The organism is Bradyrhizobium sp. Kon37 (assembly GCF_055807535.1).
Map to the genome: position 1 here is coordinate 500,695 of NZ_JBVVOY010000003.1, position 20,429 is coordinate 521,123.

Annotated in this window: 17 protein-coding genes and 1 tRNA gene; 10 read left to right on the forward strand and 8 right to left on the reverse strand. The window is 65.0% G+C overall.

Features of this window, described 5'->3' with window-relative positions; all coding sequences use genetic code 11:
* Positions 1-35: 35 nt before the first annotated feature.
* Genes AC0L3J_RS10220 through AC0L3J_RS10230 form a run of 3 tightly spaced genes read right to left on the reverse strand, consistent with a single transcriptional unit; the run spans position 36 to position 3,637 of the window.
* Positions 36-1,097: an ABC transporter permease gene (locus tag AC0L3J_RS10220; protein WP_456765467.1), complete on the reverse strand. Its 1,062-nt coding sequence runs from the start codon at positions 1,095-1,097 to the stop codon at positions 36-38.
* Entirely contained in the window at positions 1,094-2,620 is a 1,527-nt protein-coding gene (locus tag AC0L3J_RS10225; RefSeq protein WP_456765468.1) for a sugar ABC transporter ATP-binding protein, read from the reverse strand. The genes AC0L3J_RS10220 and AC0L3J_RS10225 overlap by 4 nt, the downstream gene beginning before the upstream one ends.
* 51 nt (positions 2,621-2,671) lie before the next feature.
* Entirely contained in the window at positions 2,672-3,637 is a 966-nt protein-coding gene (locus AC0L3J_RS10230; protein ID WP_247430774.1) for a sugar-binding protein, read from the reverse strand.
* A 255-nt stretch (positions 3,638-3,892) separates the two neighbouring features.
* Here AC0L3J_RS10230 and AC0L3J_RS10235 point away from each other — a divergent pair, with 255 nt between their 5' ends.
* Complete coding sequence (locus AC0L3J_RS10235) at positions 3,893-5,155, forward strand: ROK family protein (protein WP_456765469.1); 1,263 nt, start codon at positions 3,893-3,895, stop codon at positions 5,153-5,155.
* Between the two features lie 18 nt (positions 5,156-5,173).
* Here AC0L3J_RS10235 and AC0L3J_RS10240 read toward each other — a convergent pair.
* Positions 5,174-5,248: transfer RNA gene (locus AC0L3J_RS10240), tRNA-Gln, on the reverse strand.
* Positions 5,249-5,502: 254 nt separating this feature from the next.
* Here AC0L3J_RS10240 and AC0L3J_RS10245 point away from each other — a divergent pair.
* On the forward strand, positions 5,503-7,281 hold the full coding sequence (locus tag AC0L3J_RS10245; RefSeq protein ID WP_456765470.1) for an acyl-CoA dehydrogenase: 1,779 nt from the start codon (positions 5,503-5,505) through the stop codon (positions 7,279-7,281).
* Positions 7,282-7,372: 91 nt separating this feature from the next.
* Here the strand turns inward: AC0L3J_RS10245 and AC0L3J_RS10250 are convergent, their stop codons facing one another.
* Positions 7,373-8,614 (reverse strand): MFS transporter, encoded by a 1,242-nt coding sequence (locus AC0L3J_RS10250; protein WP_456765471.1) that lies wholly within the window; start codon positions 8,612-8,614, stop codon positions 7,373-7,375.
* A gap of 247 nt (positions 8,615-8,861) precedes the next feature.
* On the opposite strand from AC0L3J_RS10250, the gene AC0L3J_RS10255 reads away from it, so the two are divergent.
* The 8 genes from AC0L3J_RS10255 to AC0L3J_RS10290 all read left to right on the forward strand — a co-directional run bounded on the left by AC0L3J_RS10255 (position 8,862) and on the right by AC0L3J_RS10290 (position 17,863).
* A complete protein-coding gene (locus tag AC0L3J_RS10255; RefSeq protein ID WP_027516571.1) occupies positions 8,862-9,623 on the forward strand; it encodes an enoyl-CoA hydratase-related protein in 762 nt (253 codons plus the stop codon).
* Positions 9,624-9,702: 79 nt separating this feature from the next.
* Positions 9,703-11,361 (forward strand): bifunctional metallophosphatase/5'-nucleotidase, encoded by a 1,659-nt coding sequence (locus AC0L3J_RS10260; protein WP_456765472.1) that lies wholly within the window; start codon positions 9,703-9,705, stop codon positions 11,359-11,361.
* Positions 11,362-11,495: 134 nt separating this feature from the next.
* Complete coding sequence (locus tag AC0L3J_RS10265; RefSeq protein ID WP_456765473.1) at positions 11,496-12,425, forward strand: histone deacetylase family protein; 930 nt, start codon at positions 11,496-11,498, stop codon at positions 12,423-12,425.
* 73 nt (positions 12,426-12,498) lie between these two features.
* On the forward strand, positions 12,499-12,750 hold the full coding sequence (locus tag AC0L3J_RS10270) for an exodeoxyribonuclease VII small subunit (protein WP_027516568.1): 252 nt from the start codon (positions 12,499-12,501) through the stop codon (positions 12,748-12,750).
* A 596-nt stretch (positions 12,751-13,346) separates the two neighbouring features.
* Positions 13,347-15,275 carry a 1-deoxy-D-xylulose-5-phosphate synthase gene (gene dxs / locus AC0L3J_RS10275; RefSeq protein ID WP_027568725.1) on the forward strand — a complete coding sequence of 643 codons (1,929 nt, stop codon included), beginning with the start codon at positions 13,347-13,349 and terminating at the stop codon, positions 15,273-15,275.
* Positions 15,276-15,307: 32 nt separating this feature from the next.
* Positions 15,308-15,862 (forward strand): nucleoside 2-deoxyribosyltransferase, encoded by a 555-nt coding sequence (locus tag AC0L3J_RS10280; RefSeq protein ID WP_456765474.1) that lies wholly within the window; start codon positions 15,308-15,310, stop codon positions 15,860-15,862.
* Between the two features lie 26 nt (positions 15,863-15,888).
* Entirely contained in the window at positions 15,889-16,623 is a 735-nt protein-coding gene (locus AC0L3J_RS10285) for a TlyA family RNA methyltransferase (RefSeq protein WP_456769687.1), read from the forward strand.
* Positions 16,616-17,863, forward strand: a complete 1,248-nt coding sequence (locus tag AC0L3J_RS10290; protein WP_473346841.1) for a class I SAM-dependent RNA methyltransferase — start codon at positions 16,616-16,618, stop codon at positions 17,861-17,863. Before AC0L3J_RS10285 ends, AC0L3J_RS10290 begins: the two co-directional genes overlap by 8 nt.
* Here the strand turns inward: AC0L3J_RS10290 and AC0L3J_RS10295 are convergent, their stop codons facing one another.
* The 3 genes from AC0L3J_RS10295 to AC0L3J_RS10305 form a co-directional block, all read right to left on the reverse strand.
* Positions 17,864-18,466 carry a hypothetical protein gene (locus AC0L3J_RS10295; protein ID WP_456765476.1) on the reverse strand — a complete coding sequence of 201 codons (603 nt, stop codon included), beginning with the start codon at positions 18,464-18,466 and terminating at the stop codon, positions 17,864-17,866.
* A gap of 247 nt (positions 18,467-18,713) precedes the next feature.
* The gene (locus tag AC0L3J_RS10300; RefSeq protein ID WP_027568720.1) at positions 18,714-19,346 is read right to left on the reverse strand and encodes a hypothetical protein; all 633 of its coding nucleotides are present in this window, start codon (positions 19,344-19,346) and stop codon (positions 18,714-18,716) included.
* Between the two features lie 175 nt (positions 19,347-19,521).
* The gene (locus AC0L3J_RS10305; protein WP_456765477.1) at positions 19,522-20,391 is read right to left on the reverse strand and encodes a DUF1194 domain-containing protein; all 870 of its coding nucleotides are present in this window, start codon (positions 20,389-20,391) and stop codon (positions 19,522-19,524) included.
* Between the last annotated feature and the right edge of the window lie 38 nt (positions 20,392-20,429).

Sequence of the window (20,429 nt, forward strand, 5' to 3'; positions counted from 1 at the left end):
CTAGGCAGCCTTGTGTTAACTGGAGCCTGGATCCGTCATGGCCGATCACCCGCTCTCGCCGGCAATGCATCCGTGGCGCGCGGTGACGCGCCTTGGACTTGCTCCGCCAATGTCGATTTCGGCGTGGCGCGAGCGACGCCGGCCAGCGCCAGCTTGCGCCGCCGTCGCGCCTGCAATTGCTGATCCGCCAACACGCCGATCAGAATGACCGTGCCCATCACCGCGAAGTTCAGCGAGTTGGGAATGCCCAGGATGTTCACCAAGTTCTGCAACACCTGCAGCAGCGCCGTGCCCAGCACGATACCGAGAATGGATCCCTCGCCGCCGCGCAGGCTGCACCCGCCCAGGACGGCGGCCGCGATCGCGTAGAGCTCGTAGAAATTGCCGAAGGAGCTCGGCGAGACCGAGTTCGTGTAGAACACGAACAAGACCGTCGAAACTCCGGCGAGCCCGCCGCTGATGATATAGGCGGTTGCGATCACGAAGTTTGTGTTGATGCCCGAGAAGCGCGCGGCTTCCTCGTTTTTGCCGACGGCATAAAGCCAGCGCCCGTAGACCGAGCGGTGCAGCAGCACGCCGAGGATCAGCGCAAGCATGATCAGGAGGATGAAGGTGTTCGGGATTCCCGCCACATTGCCCGAAGCGATGTTGCTCAGTGTCGCCGCCTCGTCGCCGTAACCGAAGCCGCGGGTCGAATCGCTCGTGTAGTAGCGGGCGGCGCCGCGATAGATCAGCAAGCCACACAGCGTCACGATGAAGGGCTGCATCTTCAGCCGGGTGATCAGGAACCCCTGGATGCCGCCAAGCACCAGCCCGCCCAGCAGCACGGCCGCGAGCGCCAGGGGCCACGGCACCTCGTAGGTCGTCAGAAGGTCGACGAACACGACGCCGAGCAGCGCAAACATCGAGCCGAGCGACAGGTCGATGCCGCCGGTGATGATCACGAGCCCCTCGCCGAGCGCGAACACACCGAACAGGCCGATCAGATTGGCCATGTTCAAGAGGTTCACCAGCGACAGGAAGGCGGGATTGATCGCGCCCGTGATGGCGGCGATCACCACCAGCAGCAATCCCAGACCGAGCTCTTTCCTGATCATGGCGCGGCCGCTTCCGCGGTTTCGAGCGCCTGGCCCATGGCCAGTCGCAATACGTTGTATTCGCTGAACTGCTCCCGCTCGAGCACGCCGCTGACGCCGCCTTCATGCATGACCGCCACGCGGTCGGAGACGCCGATGACTTCCTCCATGTCCGAGGAGATCATCACGATCGCGACGCCCTGGTCGGCAAGCTCGCGCATCAACGCGTAGATCTCGCCCTTGGCGCCGACGTCGATGCCGCGGGTCGGCTCGTCGAAGAACATCACGCGCGGCTGCATGGACAGCCATTTGCCGAGCACGACCTTCTGCTGGTTGCCGCCGGAGAGCGTCACCACCTCCATGTCGATGCTCGGCGCCTTGATGGAGAGACGCCTGACCTGCTCTTTCGCGACCTTGCGCTCGGCTGCGCCGCTGACCAGCCACATCCGCGCATGATCCAACAGGCTCGCCAGCGTCATGTTCTCGCGGATCGGCAATTCCAGCACGAGCCCGGATTTCTTGCGGTCCTCCGGCACCAGATAGATGCCTTGGCTGATCGCGTCGCGCGGCGATGCGACAGCGACCGGTGCGTTGTCGATCCTGATCTCGCCGCCCAGCAGCGGGTCAATGCCAAACGCTGCGCGGGCGAGAGAAGTGCGGCCGGCGCCCACGAGCCCCGCCAGGCCCAGGATCTCGCCATGCCGTACGGAAAGATCAACCTGCCGGTCGGGGAAGGCTGATGTCACGACGCCGACGATATCGCAACCGCCCGGCTGCGGCGCGTGTTTCGGCGGGGTATGCAGCGCTTTCAGGTCGCGGCCGATCATCAGCCGGATCATTGCGGCGTGGCTCAGCTGGTCCCGCGCCAACTCGCCAACAGTGCGCCCGTCGCGCAGCACGACGACGCGGTCAGCGCAGGTCATGATCTCGCCGAGCCGGTGAGAGATGTAGATCACCGAAATGCCGTGCGCCTTCAGATCGACAATCACTTCCAGCAGCCGTTCCGTCTCCGAAATCGTCAGGCTGGAGGTCGGCTCGTCCATGATAATCACGCGGGCGTCGATCGAGAGTGCCTTGGCGATCTCCACCATTTGACGCTCGGCGATGGAGAGGTCTTCGACCAGCGTGTCCGGGGTGAAATCGGCGCCGAGCCGCTCCAGCAGCGGCGTCACGCGATCACGCATCTCGGCATTGTCCACCAGCTTCAGCGGCCCGCCCATCAGCTTCTCGCGGCCGATGAACACGTTGGCTGCGACGTCGAGATTTTCGAACAGGTTCAGTTCCTGGTGCACGAAGGCGATGCCGGCCTGCGTCGCCTCGGTCACCGTCACACGTGCGTGGTCGGTGCCGCCGATGCGGATCACGCCCTCGCTCGGCGCGATCACGCCGCCGAGCACGCGCATCAGCGTCGACTTGCCGGCGCCGTTCTCGCCGATCAGGCCCACGACCTCGCCGCGATCCACGCGCAAACTGACGTCATCGAGCGCCATGACCCCGGGATAGGATTTGCTGATCCCGGCGAGTTCGAACAGGATTTCCGCCATTCATTTCCTCCCGCACGACGCCCGGCGGACATGCCGCCGGGCGCCTGAAACTCACTTCTTGAGGAGGTTCTTCATGTCTGCGGTGAACGCCGCGACGTTGGCCTTGCTGATCACCTTGGTCGGCACGATCAGCTTGCCGCCCGCCGGGATCCAGGACTTGTCGCCGTTCAGCGTCTTGATGATGTTGGTGGCGGAGAGATAGCCGAACTCGTAGGGCTGCTGCACCACGGTCGATTCGATCGTGCCGTCGGAAACACCCCGCAGCGTGCGCTGGTCCTCGTCGAAACCGACGATCTTCACCTTGCCGGCCTTGCCCGCCGCCTTGACCGCGTCATAGATCAGCGGTGTCTCGTAGCTCCAAAGCCCGGACAACAGTGCGATGTCGGGATATTTGACCAGCACGTTCTCCATGTTCGCCTTGGCCTTGGCGAAGTCCACCTGGTCGGTGAACACGTCGACCAGCTCGACCTTGGTGCCGGCGATCGCGTCCTTGATGCCCTGCACCCGCTCGCGGGCATTGTCCGCGTCCATCGTGCCGACGAACAGCGCGATCTTGCCGCCGTTCGGCAGCGCCTTCTTGATCTCCTCGCCCGCTTGCCGTCCGGCCGCGACGTTGTCGGTGCCGATATAAGCGAGCCGATTGCTCTGCGGCGCGTCGCTGTCCGTCGTGATCAGCACGGTCTTGGCCGCAACCTTGTTGAGCTCTTCGGTCGCGTGCGGCGCATCGTCGACCGAGATCGAGATACCGGCGACGCCGCGCACCAGCAGGTCGTCCAGCTCGCGCCGCTGGCCCGCCGCGGTCGCCTCGTTCGTGACGATCAACTGGATGTCGTATTCCGGGTGCTCCTTCTGAGCCTTCTCGAGCCCGCGGCCGGCGATGGTCCAGAAATCGGCCGCGGCATTGGTCACCAGCGCGATGGTCTTTTTCTGCTGGGCCTGCGCCGCCCCCGTAGCGACCGCGAGCGCAGCTGCGGTCGCAAACAGCGACACCATGAGTTTCTTCATCGATCCGTTCATGTACACCTCCCTTGGTCACCCCCGTTCGGGGGTTTCACAGCGCTTATGCGCCATCTTTTATTTACGTCGCGAACAAATGCCGCAGGGCAAAACAGCCGGATCAGGATGTACTTGCCCCTTCTTCAAGTCTAAATAGTACAGATGGTACGATAATAGTAAATATGGCTGCTGAAAACCGAATCCGATTGTGCTTTTCCGGTTACACCGGCATCTCGTCCCCTCCATTAAATTTACCTGATGAATTAAATAGGCAGCATGGTTGACCAAATTGAGCCGTCCAGACGCATGTCGAACACGGCCCGCGAATCCAACCGCGGCCGGCTCGTCGACGTCTTGCGACGCCAGGGGCCGCTGCCACGCGTCGCGCTCGCCCGCAGTACAGGCCTGAGCTTCCCGGCCGTTTCCGGCCTGACGTCGCGGCTGATCGCGGAAGAGCTGCTGTGCGAGACCGAGACGGCGGCAACGCCGTGGTCCGAGGATGGCGAGGAAGAGGATGCGGACGGGCCGAATGGCCGTCGCCGCGGCCGGCCGGCCGTGCTGCTGACCCTGAACCCGGAGTTCGGGCGCATCGTCGCGATCTCGGTCCGCATGAACCTGATCGAGACGCTGATCGCGGATTTCCGCGGCTCCGGCGTGGCGCAGTCGCGACTTGCACTGTCGACGCGCGCGCTCGATGCAGCCGCGCTGCGCGATCTCGTGATCGCGCAGATCAATGCGCTGCTCGATGCGACGGCGACGCCGCGCCATCGGCTGTTGGGAATCGGGATTGCGCTGCAAGGCATCGTGAACGTCGACACCGGCACGACATTGTGGAGCCCCGCGCTGTCGATCACCGAAGTCGATCTGGCGACGCCGATACGTCAGGCGTTCGGCGTCGATGTCGTGATGGCGAACGACGCTGTCGCGGTCGCGCTCGCCCTCACGGCCGCCGAACCGGCATTGGCGCAAGGCCTCTCGGCCACGATCATGGTCGGTCACGGCATCGGGATGGGCGTCGTTGCAGACGGTGAAGCACGTTGGGGCGCCGGCAGCGAGATCGGCCATGTCAAGCTGGCGCCGGACGGCCCGCAATGCCGCTGCGGCCAGCGCGGCTGTATCGAGGCTTATCTCGCCGATTATGCGCTCTATCGCGACGCCCGCACTTTTCTCGATCTGCCGCCGGCGGACTCGCAGCAGCCGTCCGAGGGGCAGATGGCCCTGTTGCGCGAGCGCGCGCTGGGCGGCGATCCACGTCTCGAGCACCTATTCCTGCAGGCGGGTCGCGCGCTGGCGGAGGCGGTCGCCGCAACGATATCGGTGCTGCGGCCGCACCATGTCATCCTGGCGGGTCCAGGCCTGATGGCATTCGACATGATGCGCCACGCCTATGAAGAGCGGCTCGAGCAGTCGGTGTTGCCATGGCTGCTCAGGTCCACGGCGATCCATCTGCGTCCAAGCGAGTCGACGGTCATTGTCGAGGGCATGGTGCGACGGACGCTGCGGGTCGTGGACCAAAACCACATGGAAGCGACCGAGTAAGCGCCGCGAGCTAAGCGCTGGCTGGGGCGGGAGGGATCGAACCTCCGAATGGCGGAATCAAAATCCGCTGCCTTACCACTTGGCTACGCCCCATCAGGCCCTGGGGAACGGCGGCGACAGGAGCGTCCGCGGATTCCCTCGAGTGGTGCCGGTCTATAGGGAGAGGCGCGGCATTTCAACCGCCCGGAGGGGCAAAATACCACAGGCGCCGGTGGCGCGGCGCCATGCCTGATATGGGCGCTACGCCCCCCGCTCCCGACAGCAGCTCCGCCACCCCTCCTGACAGTTGAGACCTCCGCCGTTTCATGGGAATACGACGCCAAGACCTGTCTCTCCGGGAGTGAGCCATGACCTACCGCGCGCCGATCTCTGACATGCTGCTGTCGCTCAACCACGGCGCCGGCCTGAAGGCTGCCATGGAGGCCGGCCATTACGGCGATTTCGACGGCGATATCGTGAGCGCCGTGCTGGAGGAAGCCGGCAAGTTCGCAACCGACGTGCTGGCGCCGCTGAACAAGGTCGGCGACGAGCACGGCATCAAGCTCAGCGACGGCAAGGTCACGACCGCGCCGGGCTGGCCGGATGCCTACAAGCGCTGGACCGAGGGCGGCTGGAACGCGGTCTCCGGCCCTGAGGATTTCGGCGGCCAGGGCCTACCGCTCGCGATCAACGCCGCCTGCACCGAGATCTGGAGTGCCGCCAACGTCGCCTTCGGCCTCTGCCCGCTGCTGACCGCGTCGGCGATGGAGGCGCTGGACGCGCACGGCAGCGACGCATTGAAGAAGATCTATCTCGAGAAGCTCGTCTCCGGCGAATGGACCGGCACGATGCAGCTGACCGAGCCGCAGGCCGGCTCCGATGTCGGCGCGCTGCGCACCCGCGCCGAGAAGCAGGCCGACGGCACCTATCGCATCAAGGGGACGAAGATCTTCATCACCTATGGCGAGCACGACATGACCGACAACATCGTGCATTTCGTGCTGGCGCGCCTGCCGGACGCGCCCGCCGGCACCAAGGGGATATCGCTGTTCCTCGTTCCCAAATTCATGGTGAACGAAGACGGCTCGCTCGGTGCGCGCAACGACATTTTTGCCTCTGGCGTCGAGCACAAGCTCGGCATGCATGCCTCCCCCACCTGCACCATGACCATGGGCGATCATGGCGGCGCGATCGGCTTCCTGGTCGGCGAAGAGAACCAGGGCATGCGCTGCATGTTCACGATGATGAACCAGGCCCGCCTCGGCGTCGGCCTCGAAGGCGTCGGTGTCGCCGATCGCGCCTATCAGCAGGCATTATCGTACGCACAAGAGCGCAAGCAGGGCCGCGCCCTCGGCAACAAGGGTGACGGCTCCGATCCGATCTTCGTGCATCCCGACGTCAAGCGCATGCTGATGCGGATGCGGGCACAGACCGCGGCGGCGCGCACCATCTGCTATGCGACCGCGGTCGCGATCGACGTCTCGACACGCGCCAGGGATCCGAAGGTCCGCGCCGACGCTGCCGCGCGCGCGGCGCTGCTGACGCCGATGGCCAAGGGCTATTCCACCGATATCGGCAACGAGGTCGCCTATCTCGGCGTGCAGGTGCATGGTGGGATGGGCTTCATCGAGGAGACCGGCGCGGCGCAGCACTATCGCGATGCCCGCATCACCGCGATCTACGAGGGCACCAACGGCATCCAGGCCATCGACCTCGTCACGCGAAAACTCGCGGCCAATGGCGGCGCGGCGGTGTGGGCGCTGCTCGACGAGCTCTCGGCCATCGTGAAGCAGGTCGAAGCCTCCAACGATCCCGCCTTCGGCACCACGGGCGTGAAATTGCGCGAGGCACTGGAGGCGCTGACGCGCACCAGCAAATGGCTGCTGGAGCGGGTTGCGTCCGCGCCGAACGAGGCGCTGGCCGGCGCGACGCCGTATCTGCAGCAGTTCGGCGCCACGCTGGGCGGCTGCATGCTGGCGTCCGAAGCGCTCGCCGCGAAATCCGATGGCATCACGGACGCCGCGCGCTACGTCTCGCTGGCGCGCTTCTTCGCCGAGAACATCGCCGTGCAGGCCGGCGCGCTCGAGCGCACCGTGACGGAGAGCGCGGAGTCGGTCGCGGCGGCGGATGCGGTGCTGTTGGGGTAGCTGGGACGCGTAGCCTGGATGGAGCGCAGCGCAGTCCGGAGCCGTCATTGCTGGTGACACGAATCCCGGATTGCGCTGCGCTCCATCCGGGCTACGAAGCCGCGAGCTTCGTACGTCTCCCCGGCCGCCACAGCACAACGGCCGCCGCCACCAGATCTAGCACCACGCACATCGCAAACGCGCTCGTGTAATCGCCGGTTACGCTGCGCACGAGACCGACGATCCCGGGGCCGAAGGCGCTGACGATGCCGCTGATCGAGGTGCCCAGTCCCATCGCGGCGGCGAAGGCGCTGGCGCCGATCTCGCGCTGGATGATCAAAGGCGGGAACGTGATCATGTTGCCGATCGAGAAACCGTAGACGGCGCAGCACACGAGCAGCACGGTCGGGTTCGTGCTTTGCAGAAGCACGAACAGAGCCGCCGCCTGGCTCGTCATCGATGCCGCGCAGGCGAGCCGCGGATCGAGCCGATCCACGAACAGGCCGAGCGACAGGCGCCCGACCACCGCCATCGCCGCCATGATGGTGACGGCAAGGCCCGCACTGGCGCGGCCGATCAGCGGTTCGAGGAACGTCACCTGGTGGATGATGAATCCCATCTGCGCCAGCAGCGCGATCGCGATCGGCAGCACCATGGTCCAGAACGCCGCGTTGGCGAGCAGCGTCTTGCGCGAGTGAACCGCAGGCAAGGCGGTGCCGCCATCGAATGAATCCCCGCCCGGCGTCGGCGGCATTTCGGTGCGCCAACCGGTGAAGATGACCACCACCGGCAGCACCAGCACCACCATCGCCAGGGTGGCCGCCAGCATCGCGGAACGGAAGCCGATGCTGCCGCTCAGCGTCAGCAGCAGCGGCACGAGCACGATGCCGCCGCAGGTCGCGCCGTTGTAGGCGAGGCTGAGCGCGAGCCCGCGGCGCCGTTCGAACCAGGAATTCAGCACGGTCGCGATCACCACCGTGCCCATGCCGGTCCAGCCGACCGACATCAGGGCATAGGCGAGATAGAGCTGCCAGGGCGTCTGCAACAGCGCCAGCAGCACCGTCGAAGCGCCGAGCGCCGACAGGCCGCACAGGATCAACGACCGCAGCCCGATGCGGGCGAGCAGATCGTCGGTGAAGATGACGAGCACGGCAGTCAGGAGAAAGGAGAAGGTGCTGGCCGCGGAGACCAGCGTGCCCGGCCAGCCATGGGCGCGCTGCAGTTCGGCGAGATAGACGCCCTGGCCGTACAGGCCGAAGCCGAACATGAAGAAAGCCATCAGGAAGCAGGCCAGCACGACGCGCCAGCCGCGGTAGTGCAGCGAAGATTCGTCAACACGCGTGGCGGCAATCATCAATCGGGCAATCGGCCAAATGGAGCGGCGCGAGGCGATCGTGCACCACAACCAGGGGTTTTTCAAATGAAAAAGGTAGCTGATTGTTGCAACGCGCAGCACGGCGAGGAGCGTGATGCGCCCGTCTCACGCGAATTCGGTCTCCAAAAGGTCGAGCCAGCGCATTGGCACGCCTGCAAGATGATGTAGGCTGACGTTTCGCGAGTCTAGCCAATGTCAGTGTCGCGGCGACCGCAGGGGCCCCTTCATGCCGAATGGCAACATCATCGTCACCGAAGAGCGCGGAACGCGCGTGATCACCCTGCGTCGCCCGAGCAAGAAGAACGCGATCACGCAGGACATGTATCGGGAGATGAGCCGCGCGATCGACACCGCGCAGAACAATCCCGACATCCGCTGCATGATCATCACCGGCGGCTCCGGCGTGTTCACCGCCGGCGACGACATCGACGATTTCATGCACGCCGACACGTCGCGCCCCGAGACGCTGTCCGACGGCGCGAAGTTTCTCTATTCGCTCGCACTCAACGCCAAGCCGGTGATCGCGGCCGTGGACGGCGCGTCGATCGGCATGGGCACCGTGATGCTGTTCCATTGCGACTATGTGCTGGCCTCGAACGCGGCGACCTTCTCCGCGCCCTACATCCATCTCGGATTGGTGCCGGTCGGCGCGTCCAGTCTCTTGATGCCGAACACGATGGGCTACCAGCGCGCCTTCGCCATGCTGGTGATGGGACGGACTTTTACGGCCGCCGAAGCGCATGCCGCCGGCTTCGTCAACACCGTGGTCTCGCCGGGGCATACCGAGGTCGAGGCGCGCAAGGTGGCGCGCGATATCTGCCGGCTCCCCGCCGAAGCGGTCGCGACCTCGCGCAAACTGCTGCGCGTGGCGTCCGAGGAGCTCACCCGCCGCATCGATCAGGAGGCCCATTTGTTCGGTGAGCGGCTGAAGTCGGAAGAAGCCACCGCCGCCTTCAACGCGTTTGCGAACAGGAAGAAGAAAAAATAGGGTGCCGTCCGGCGCATCGCCGCGGAATGACGGCGAGAACTTTCGTGAAATCTTCTTGCGGAACGACTAGTCTGGTTCCATGCGACATGTTCTCCGCCTGACGATCCTCTCTCTCGCGCTCGCCACCCTGCCCGCGTCCGCCCAAACCGCCGCGCCGGTCGAGCTGCGCATCCTCGCGATCAACGATTTCCACGGCAATCTACGCCCGCCGCCGGGCGGCATCCGGATCAGCGATCCCGAGGACAAGTCCAGGAAGGTGATGGTGGCGGCGGGCGGCGCCGAATACATGGCGACGCTGGTGAAGCAGCTGCGCGAGGGCCACAAGAACACGATCTTCGTCGCCGCCGGCGACCTGATCGGCGCGAGCCCGTTCCTGTCGGCGATGTTCCACGACGAACCTTCGATCGAGTCGCTCTCGATGATGGGGCTCGCGATCAGTTCGGTCGGCAATCACGAATTCGACGAGGGCAAGACCGAGCTCCTGCGGATGCAGAACGGGGGCTGTCATCCGGTCGACGGCTGTCAGGGGCCGCATCCCTTCACGGGCGCCAAATTCCACTACCTCGCGGCATCTACCATCGAGACCGCGACCGGCAGGAGCGTGCTGCCGCCTTACGAGATCAGGGAATTCGAGGGCATTCCCATCGCCTTCATCGGGCTGACCTTGAAGGAGACCGCGGGCATCGTCTCGCCATCAGGCATCACGGGGCTCGAATTCCGCGACGAAGCCGAGACGGTGAACGCGCTGGTGCCGCAGCTGAAGGCGCGCGGGGTCGAGGCGATCGTGGTGCTGATCCACCAGGGCGGCGAGCCGGCCGGTGACTACAATGAATGCCCCGCCATCACCGGGCCGATCGTCGACATCGTGAAAAAATTCGATCGCGCCGTCGACGTCGTGGTCAGTGGCCACACTCATCGTGCTTATGTTTGCCAAATCGACGGGCGGCTCGTCACCAGCGGCGACAAATACGGTACGCTGGTCACCGCGATCGATCTCAAGCTCGATCCGGCAACCCGCGACGTCGTCAGCGCCAAGGCCGAGAACGTCCTCGTCGCCAATGCCTCGCTGCCCAGGGATCCCGAGCAGACCGCACTGATCGAGGGCTACGACAGACTTTCGGCGCCGATCGCCAACCGCCCGGCTGGATCGGTGACGCAGACGCTGTCACGCGTGCCGAACGAGGCCGGCGAAAGCGCGCTCGGCGACGTCATTGCGGACGCGCAGCTCGCCGCGACCCGGGACGCCAAGGACGGCGGTGCCGTTATCGCGCTCACCAATCCCGGCGGCATCCGCACCGACATCGTTCCAAAGGAGAACGGCGCGATCACCTTCGGCGACGTTTTCGCCAGCCAGCCTTTCCGCAACCGGCTCGTCACCATGACGCTCACGGGCAGCCAGCTCAAGGACATGCTGGAGCAGCAATGGCTCGATCCGAAGCGGCCGCGGATTCTCCAGGTCTCCAACGGGTTCAGTTACGCCTGGGATGCGGCGAAGCCGTACGGCGAGCGCGTGATCAACGAGAAGATCACGCTCAACGGCAGACCGATCGAAGCCGGAAGCGGCTACCGCGTCACCCTCAACGATTACCTCGCAGTCGGTGGCGACGGCTTCACGGTCGTCAAACAGGGCACGGGGCTGCAATATGGCGGCTACGACGCCGACGCGCTGTTCGCGTTCTTCAGGGCGCACGGACCGATCGGGCCGCTACCGCTCAGCCGCATCCTGCGCATGAATTGATCCGGATCAAACGGACCGGTCCGGGACCACCCTTTGCCATTCCCGGGGGAACGCATAGATTGGGTTTTGCATTTGCGTTTTGGCGCCGGATGCGCCAAGCGACGTCGAGAGCCCGCATCCCATGAGGCCGACTGATGAGTACGCTTCTCCTCTCCCACAAGGCCTGCCTCGACCACGTCACGCCGCCGGGACACCCTGAAAGGCCGGACCGCCTGCGCGCGGTGGAGGAGGCGCTGTCGCATGAGCGCTTCCAGTTCCTGGTGCGCGACCAGGCGCCGGAGGGCGATCTCGATCTCGTCACGCTCTGCCACAACGAGCACTACGTGACGGAGCTGCGCCACATCGCGCCGACCAGCGGACTGGTCTATATCGATGGCGACACGTCGATGTCGCCAGGCACGTGGGAAGCGGTGATGCGCGGCGTCGGTGGCGCGGTCGCGGCGACCGAAGCGGTGATGGCGGGCGAGCATCGCAACGCCTTCGTCGCGGTGCGCCCGCCCGGCCATCACGCCGAGATCGGCAAGCCGATGGGCTTCTGCTTCTTCGACAACGTCGCCATCGCCGCGCGCCACGCGCAGCGCAAATACGGCATCACGCGCGCGGCCATCGTCGATTTCGACGTGCATCACGGTAACGGCACGCAGGACATCTTCTGGTCGGACCCGACCGTGATGTACTGCTCGACGCACCAGATGCCGCTGTTTCCGGGCACCGGTGCCAAGAGCGAGCGCGGCGACCACGACACCATCGTCAACGCGCCGCTCGCCTCCGAGGACGGCGGGCCGGAATTCCGCATCGCGTTCGAGAATTTGATCCTGCCGCAGCTCGAAAAATTCAGCCCGGAGCTGCTCGTCATCTCTGCCGGCTTCGACGCGCATTATCGCGATCCGCTGGCGTCGCTGAATTTGCGCGCGGAGGATTATGCCTGGGTCACGCGCAAGCTGATGGACCTCGCCGACAAGACCGCAGGGGGGCGCGTTGTTTCTGTGCTCGAAGGCGGCTACGACCTGCAAGGACTGAAAGAATCTGTTACGGCGCATGTCGGCGCCCTGATGGGCGCCTGACGCACCCGCCACATTGCGCCCGCAAAACTTTGCTTTCTCCGACGTGAAGCGAATCGGGCAATCGGAAACTTATATGGCCGAAAATACCCAAATCGACGTCTCCAGGCTGACCTTCGAACGCGCCATCGAGGAGCTCGAAACAATCGTGAAGCGGCTCGAGGACGGCAAGGTGCCGCTCGAGGAATCCGTGACGATCTACGAGCGCGGCGAGGCCCTGAAGCGCCGCTGCGAGGAGCTGCTGCGCCAGGCTGAGGCGCGCGTCGACAAGATCACCACCGATGCCAGCGGCCAGGCCACCGGCACCGCGCCGCTCGACGTCCAGTAAGGGCCGCCTTCAAAGCCGCCCATCCCACGCATCGGCCACCCGCAATTTTCATGATCGCACGCCCTCTTGGGGCCGCTGCTGCTGCTTTGATTCAGGGAACCGGGTCGCGGGGAGATCATGGAACTCCCTCACGAGGGCCCATCTCTCCTAAAATCCCGTCTAAAGCAGCTTCTCACACCCCAAAAACTGCCGAGGAACCGAGCCAGCTTGGAACTCTTAAGCTGGCGCTGGGATTAACCACTCTGGCCCGGGGGTTGCAAGTGCATGCCCGTAATCGGCCCAGCGGGTTGGCTTTGGCCCAAGCTTTGGTGTAAAGCTGCGCGGAGTGTGGCTTTTTGTAAGCCTTGCGTAGGCACTGATTACCGACGACAAGCGCTTCAAACTGCTGATGAATTGGCTGGGATGGACGAAGCCGATCTAAGTGACAGGGATCACAGAGACTGAACCGGAGAGCACTTAAGCTCACCTAAGCTTGAAGACGGGGCTTTGCCCCATGCAGGTGGCTCCGACGGTTTAAGGACTCGCGCTGCGCCGATATTGAGCAAACCCATCGCGCACCGGAACGATCTTCCGGCGCTGACAAATTGGAAATCGCCGTGAACGCATACAGTAAAACGCCGCTTCTCGACACCATCCGGACGCCGGACGACCTGCGCAAGCTCAAGGTCGAGCAGGTTCGCCAGGTCGCCGACGAGCTGCGTCAAGAGACCATCGATGCCGTCTCGGTGACCGGCGGTCACTTCGGCGCAGGCCTCGGCGTGGTCGAGCTCACCACTGCGATCCATTACGTCTTCGATACCCCGCGCGACCGGCTGATCTGGGACGTCGGCCACCAGGCCTATCCGCACAAGATCCTCACCGGCCGGCGCGATCGCATCCGCACGCTGCGCACCGGCGGCGGGCTGTCCGGCTTCACCAAGCGCAGCGAGAGCGATTACGATCCGTTCGGCGCCGCGCATTCCTCGACCTCGATCTCCGCCGGCCTCGGCATGGCGGTCGCGCGCGACCTCGCCGGCGGCAAGAACAACGTTATCGCCGTCATCGGTGACGGCGCGATGTCGGCGGGCATGGCCTATGAGGCCATGAACAATGCGGGTGCGATGAACTCGCGCCTGATCGTCATCCTCAACGACAACGACATGTCGATCGCACCGCCGGTCGGCGCGATGAGCGCCTACCTGTCGCGGCTCTACTCGGGCAAGACCTACCGCACGCTGCGCGATGCGGCCAAGCAGATCAACAAGCGCTTGCCCAAGATCATCGCCAGCCGCGCCAACCGCGTCGAGGAATATTCCCGCGGCTTCATGATGGACGGCGGCACGCTGTTCGAGGAGCTCGGCTTCTATTACGTCGGCCCGATCGACGGCCATAACCTCGACCATCTCCTGCCCGTGTTGAAGAACGTGCGCGACATGGAGACCGGCCCGATCCTGGTTCACGTCGTGACGCAGAAGGGCAAGGGCTACGGCCCGGCGGAAGCCTCCGCCGACAAGTACCACGCCGTGGTCAAGTTCGACGTTGCGACCGGCACCCAGGCCAAGTCCAAGCCGAATGCACCGGCCTATCAGAACGTGTTCGGCCAGAGCCTCGTCAAGGAAGCGGAGAAGGACGACAAGATCGTCGCCATCACCGCGGCGATGCCATCCGGCACCGGCGTCGACATCTTCAACAAGGCGTTCCCGGACCGCACCTTCGACGTCGGCATTGCCGAGCAGCACGCAGTGACGTTCGCCGCCGGTCTCGCCACCGAAGGCTACAAGCCGTTCTGCGCGATCTACTCGACCTTCCTGCAGCGCGGCTACGACCAGATCGTGCATGACGTCGCGATCCAGAGCCTGCCCGTGCGCTTCGCCATCGACCGCGCCGGCCTCGTCGGCGCCGACGGCGCCACCCATGCCGGCTCGTTCGACAACGCCTATCTCGGCTGTCTGCCGAACATGGTGATCATGGCCGCGGCCGACGAAGCCGAACTGGTGCACATGGTTGCAACTCAGGTCGCGATCAACGATCGTCCGAGCTCGCTGCGCTATCCGCGCGGCGAAGGCCGCGGCATCGAGATGCCCGAAGTCGGCATTCCGCTCGAGATCGGCAAGGGCCGCATCGTCCGCCAGGGCAGCAAGATCGCCCTGCTCTCCTTCGGCACGCGCCTTGCCGAATGCGAGAAGGCCGCCGACGAGCTCGCAGCCCACGGCCTTTCGACCACGATCGCGGATGCGCGCTTCATGAAGCCGCTGGACACCGAGCTGGTGCTCAAGCTCGCGCGCGACCACGAGATCCTCATCACCATCGAGGAAGGCTCGGTCGGCGGTTTCGGCTCGCATGTCGCGCAGTACCTGAGCGACCAGGGCGCGCTCGACAGCGGCCTGGTGCGGTTCCGCACCATGGTGCTGCCCGACGTGTTCCAGGACCACGACACCCCGGCGGCGATGTACGGTCGTGCCGGTCTCGACGCCAAGGGCATCGTCGCCAAGGTGTTCGAGGCGCTCGGCAAGGACGTCAAGGCCGAGACGGTCAAGCTCGCCTGACAGCGAGCTTCGACCTTCCGTAAAGCAGCTCGATGAAAATCTATCTGGCAGGCCCCGACGTGTTCCTGCCAGATGCGGTCGAGATCGGCCGGCAGAAGGCCGCGATCTGTGCTGCGCACGGCCTCACCGGCCTCTATCCCCTCGACAACGAGATCGACCTCGCCGCTCCCGACGCCTCGCGGCAGATCTTTTGCGGTAACGAGGCGATGATGGACGCGGCCGATGCAATCATCGCCAACCTCACGCCGTTCCGCGGCGCCGGCTCCGATCCCGGCACCGTCTACGAGCTCGGCTACATGGCCGGCCGCCGCAAGGTTTGCCTCGCCTATTCCAACGACGGCGCCGACTATGCCGACCGCCTCGGCCGTTTCATGGACGTGACGTCCAAGGACGGACGGCTGGTCGATGCGCAGGGGCTGACGGTCGAGGATTTTGGCCTCGTCGACAATCTCATGATGATCCATGCGCTGGAGCTGCATGGCTGCCCGTTGGTGACGCCGGCGCAGATGCCGATCGACGTCTGGCACGATCTGGCCGCGTTCGAGGCTTGCGTCCAGATGGCGGCCGCGCGATTGATCGCTACATAAGCGCCTCAGGTGTCTTCGGAGAGATGATGTCCCCTGCCCGCAAGCGCGCGGATGTTCTGCTGGTCGAGCGCGGCCTGTTCGAGAGCCGGGCGCGGGCGCGCGCGGCGATCGAGGCCGGGCTCGTCACCGCCGACGACAAGCAGGTCGCAAAGCCGTCGGAGACTATCGCCGAGGACGCCGTGATCCAGGCCGAGCCCGCGCACCCCTACGTCTCCCGCGGCGGCGTCAAACTCGCCGGCGCGCTGGAGCGCTACCCGATCGAGATCGAGGACCATGTCTGCCTCGACGTCGGCGCTTCCACCGGCGGATTCACCGAGGTGCTGCTGGCGAACGGCGCGAGTCTCGTCTTTGCCGTCGACGTCGGCACCAGCCAGCTGCATCCCTCGCTGCGCGGCCACTCCAAGATCGTGTCGATGGAAGAGACCGACATCCGCGCCTATGACGGCAAGCGCCTGCCGGCGCGGCCCGATGTCGTCGTGATCGACGTCAGCTTCATCTCGCTCAAGACGGTGCTGCCCGTGGCGCTGTCGCTGGCGGCCGCTCCGATGAGCCTGCTGGCGCTGATCAAGCCGCAATTCGAGGCGGACCGGAAGCACAACAAGAAGGGCATCGTCCGCGACGCCGCCGTGCACCGCGAGATCTGCGACGACATCGCCGGCTTTGCGGCCTCGCTCGGCTGCACCAATATCGAGGTATTCCCGTCGGCGATCACCGGCGGCGACGGCAACATCGAATTCTTCCTGGGCGCGCGCCGTGGTTGAGCGCGTGACGATCGATCACGTCGGCCATCGCGGCGACGGCGTCTCGCTCGACGCTGGCGATGCCATCTATGTGCCCTACACGCTCGGCGGTGAGACCGTCGAGGTCGATCATGTCGTCGGCAATCATCCTGACCGCCGCAAGCTGCTGGCGGTGGACGTCGCCAGCCCCGAGCGCGTCGCGCCGTTCTGTCCGCATTTCGGCGTCTGTGGCGGCTGCGCGATCCAGCACTGGGCGGCTGAACCTTATCACGCCTGGAAGCGCGGCATCGTGGTCGAGACCCTGGCCCAGGCCGGCATCGACTGCGAGGTGGCGTCGCTGGTCGATGCCCACGGTGCGGGACGCAGGCGCATCACGCTGCATGGCCGGTTCGGCACCCATGACATCCTCAAGGTCGGCTTCTCGGCGGCGAGCTCGCACGACGTCATCCCGATTGATCGTTGCCCGATCCTCGATCCCGGGCTCGAGGGCGCGCTCGATGCCGGTTGGGCGCTCGCCGAGCTGCTGACGTCCAAAATGCCGGTGACGAAACCGCTGGACATCCAGGTCACCGCGACCGCCAACGGTCTCGACATCGACGTGCGCGGCTCCGGCCCGCTGCCAACGCCGCTCGTGACGGCGCTGTCGCGCGTCGCCGAGCAACATCGCCTGGCCCGGCTGACACGGCACGGCGAACTGGTGCTGCAACGCCTGCCACCGACCGTGCGGATGGGCCGCGCCGAGGTGACGCTGCCGCCGGGCTCGTTCCTGCAGGCGACCGTCGCCGGCGAAGAGACGCTTGCGTCGCTGGTCGCCGAGCGCATCGGCAAGGCGAAGAACGTTCTCGACCTCTTCTGCGGCGTCGGTCCGTTCGCGTTGCGGCTCGCCGAGAAGGCCCGCGTCACCGCCCATGACAACGACGCCGGCGCCGTTGCAGCGCTCGAAAAAGCCGCGCGGACGCCGGGGCTCAAGCCGATCAAGGCCGAGCCGCGCGATCTGTTTCGCCGTCCTCTGGTGGGTCCGGAGCTGCGCGATTTCGACGCCGTCGTGTTCGACCCGCCGCGCCAGGGCGCGCAGGCGCAGGCCTTGAAGCTCGCCGCGAGCAGGGTGCCTGTGGTGGTCGCGGTCTCCTGCAATGTCGCGACCTTTGCCCGCGACGCGCGGCTGCTGATCGACGGCGGCTACAAGATGGATCCGGTGGTGCCGGTCGACCAGTTCCGGCATACGCCGCATGTCGAGCTGGTGGCGAAGTTCACGCGCTAGTTAGCGCCTAAGGCCGCCCAGGGCCGGCGACTCGCCGGGCAATATCGACGAGTTGATGTCGCTGTCCATGCGCCCGGATTGCTGCTGGGTGAAGCCGGCGCCGAACGACAGGCTGAGGTTGGAGGTCGGCTTGAACTCGACACCCGCAAATGCGCCATAGCCGGGCGAGGCGCTGGAGGTGAGCGGCGCAAGCGAGCTGCCAATGCCGCCCCCGTATTTCAGCGTGTCGAAACCGGCAAAGAACGTGACGGGCATGCCGCCAGCGGTCTTGGTGTTGTAACCAAATTGCGTGCCATCGTAGGAGAGCGCGCTGAAATTGCCGACGGGCCCGCTCTGGCTGAAACCGTTCAAACCGAGATTGCCGCGCTCGCTTCCGACAAAGAACCCGGGACGAAAATTGTAGCTTCCGTCGGCATCGCCGGCCTTCAAGCTTGGAAAATTGCCGTAGGCATCGGCACTCTGGCCGACACTGCCACCCCAGCCGAAAGGACCACCCGGTATCCAATACCTCACGGGCGCCACCTGCGCATGAGCCGATGCTCCGCCGAGGCAAAGCGCGGCGAAGAGAATTGCGAAGGCGCGGGAATCTGTGAGGCTGGACATTGAGATGACCGTCAAGGAAGTGCGGAAATTATACGCGACGGATGCCCCGAAGGCCAGCGGAGCCGACCGGAAGCGTCGTTTCAATCAACTCCCGCATGCGTTCCCGAGGTCTTGCTCGGTTCCCACGGTGACAAGAAGGTCGAAAGCGTTCCGCCGCCGCGACCGCTCGCTGCCAGATAGGTCGAAAGCGTTCGATTGCAGTACCGTGGCGGCGCTGACTCAAGCCGCGGCAAACGACGGCGGGGCGTTATGCCGTCCTGTCCACCGAGGACGATGTATCCGACGGCGGATATTTCGTCACGGGCACCACGAAGGACTTGTTGCGGACCTGGTAGATGATCTTGCCGTTCTGCCCGTCGTCGGTCGCAATCTGCGCCTGCCCGAACATGATGACGTTCTTGTAGACGGTGCCGGTGCCCTGACGCGTGACGCCATCGGTGGTGACGCTGACCTGCGCTTCGTTGCCGTTGACAGCGAGCACCCTGAAGCTCGCGCTCTTGCCATTGTCACTGGAATAGCCGCCCCAGCTTCCCATCAGGCGGCTGTCGGAGGCTGGCGGCGCCTGCTTCTCGAGAGTCGCGGTCTGCTTGCCCGCGCCTGCAGATGACAACAGCACCAGACTCTTGCCGTCCTTGGTGCCGACCGTGACCGTTCCGAAGGTGAGAAGCGAACCGGCGACCTCGCCAAAACCGCGCTCCGTGCGTCCGTTATGGGTGTACTCGACCTGCGCCCGGGCACCGCGGATGTTCACGACCTTGAAGCTGACGGGCTGGTTGTTGCCCGCCCAATTGCCTTTCCACTCACCGAGCAGGGAGCTCTGGTGATACACCCGCTCGAGAGCGGGAGAAATCTGGCTGGTGCTCGATGAGACGATGGCCATTGGATTGCTCGGCGGATTTGTCTGACGGGCCCGCTTGGTTTGCGCCCCGACAGGAACGTCAGAACAGTATCCGGAAACAATTGGAAGCAGCCGATTAGGGCCACGCAACAGTTAACGCATGGTTAACATTCCATCGCGGGCAAATAGGGCAAAAGGTCTCGTCCGGTGGCAGCGCTCAGCGACCCCAGCGGTCCGACCAGATCTTCTCGCCGATCATGCAGTTCACACGCGGCTCCTTGTCCTTCTCCGCAACCCGCATCACGGGGCGCTCCGGCATACGGCCCGCAACCTCCATCAGGAGCTTGGTGCGGATGGCTTCCTTGAACTTGTCGCGGTCCTTGATCGTGATGACGAAGGAACCGGGACCGCCGATGACGCAATCCTCATAGTAGAAATCGAGATTGTCGATATCCATGGTCGAATAGGACGGCTCCTTGACCATGATCGGCAGGCCGTTGATGACGATGCCCTTCTCGATCGCCGCGTCGCGCGCAATCGTGACCGGAGTGCCATTGTTGTTGGGACCGTCACCGGAAATGTCGATCACGCGGCGCAGCCCCCGATAGGGATCCTCATCGAACAGCGGCATCGCGAAACTGATCGCGCCGGAGATCGAGGTGCGCGAGGCGCGCCGGATCGGCGTCTTCATGATTTCGGCGGCGACGGCGTCGGCGGTCTCCGGTCCGTCGATCAGGCGCCAGGGGATGATGATCTTCTGGTCGGTCGAGGCGGCCCACTCGAAATAGGTCACCGCGATCCGGCCGTTCGGGCCCAGCTTCAGCGCTTGCAGGAATTCCTTCGACTGGATCGCCTGCGCATAGCCTTCACGCTGGATCGCGAGCTCGTCCATGTCCATGGAGTAGGAGACGTCGACAGCGAGAATCAGCTCGACATCGACCGTCTGCGCGTCCCTGTCGGCTGCTTGCCGCTGCGGCTGAATTTTAGGCGACTCAAATTTGGGTCCTGGTGCCGCGATGCCCGCGACGTCCCCTCCGGCGAACATGCCGGTCACCAGCACAGCCCCGATCGAGAACAGCAAGCGCATCGCAGCCTCCCGTCGTATGACGTGATGGTGACATGCAA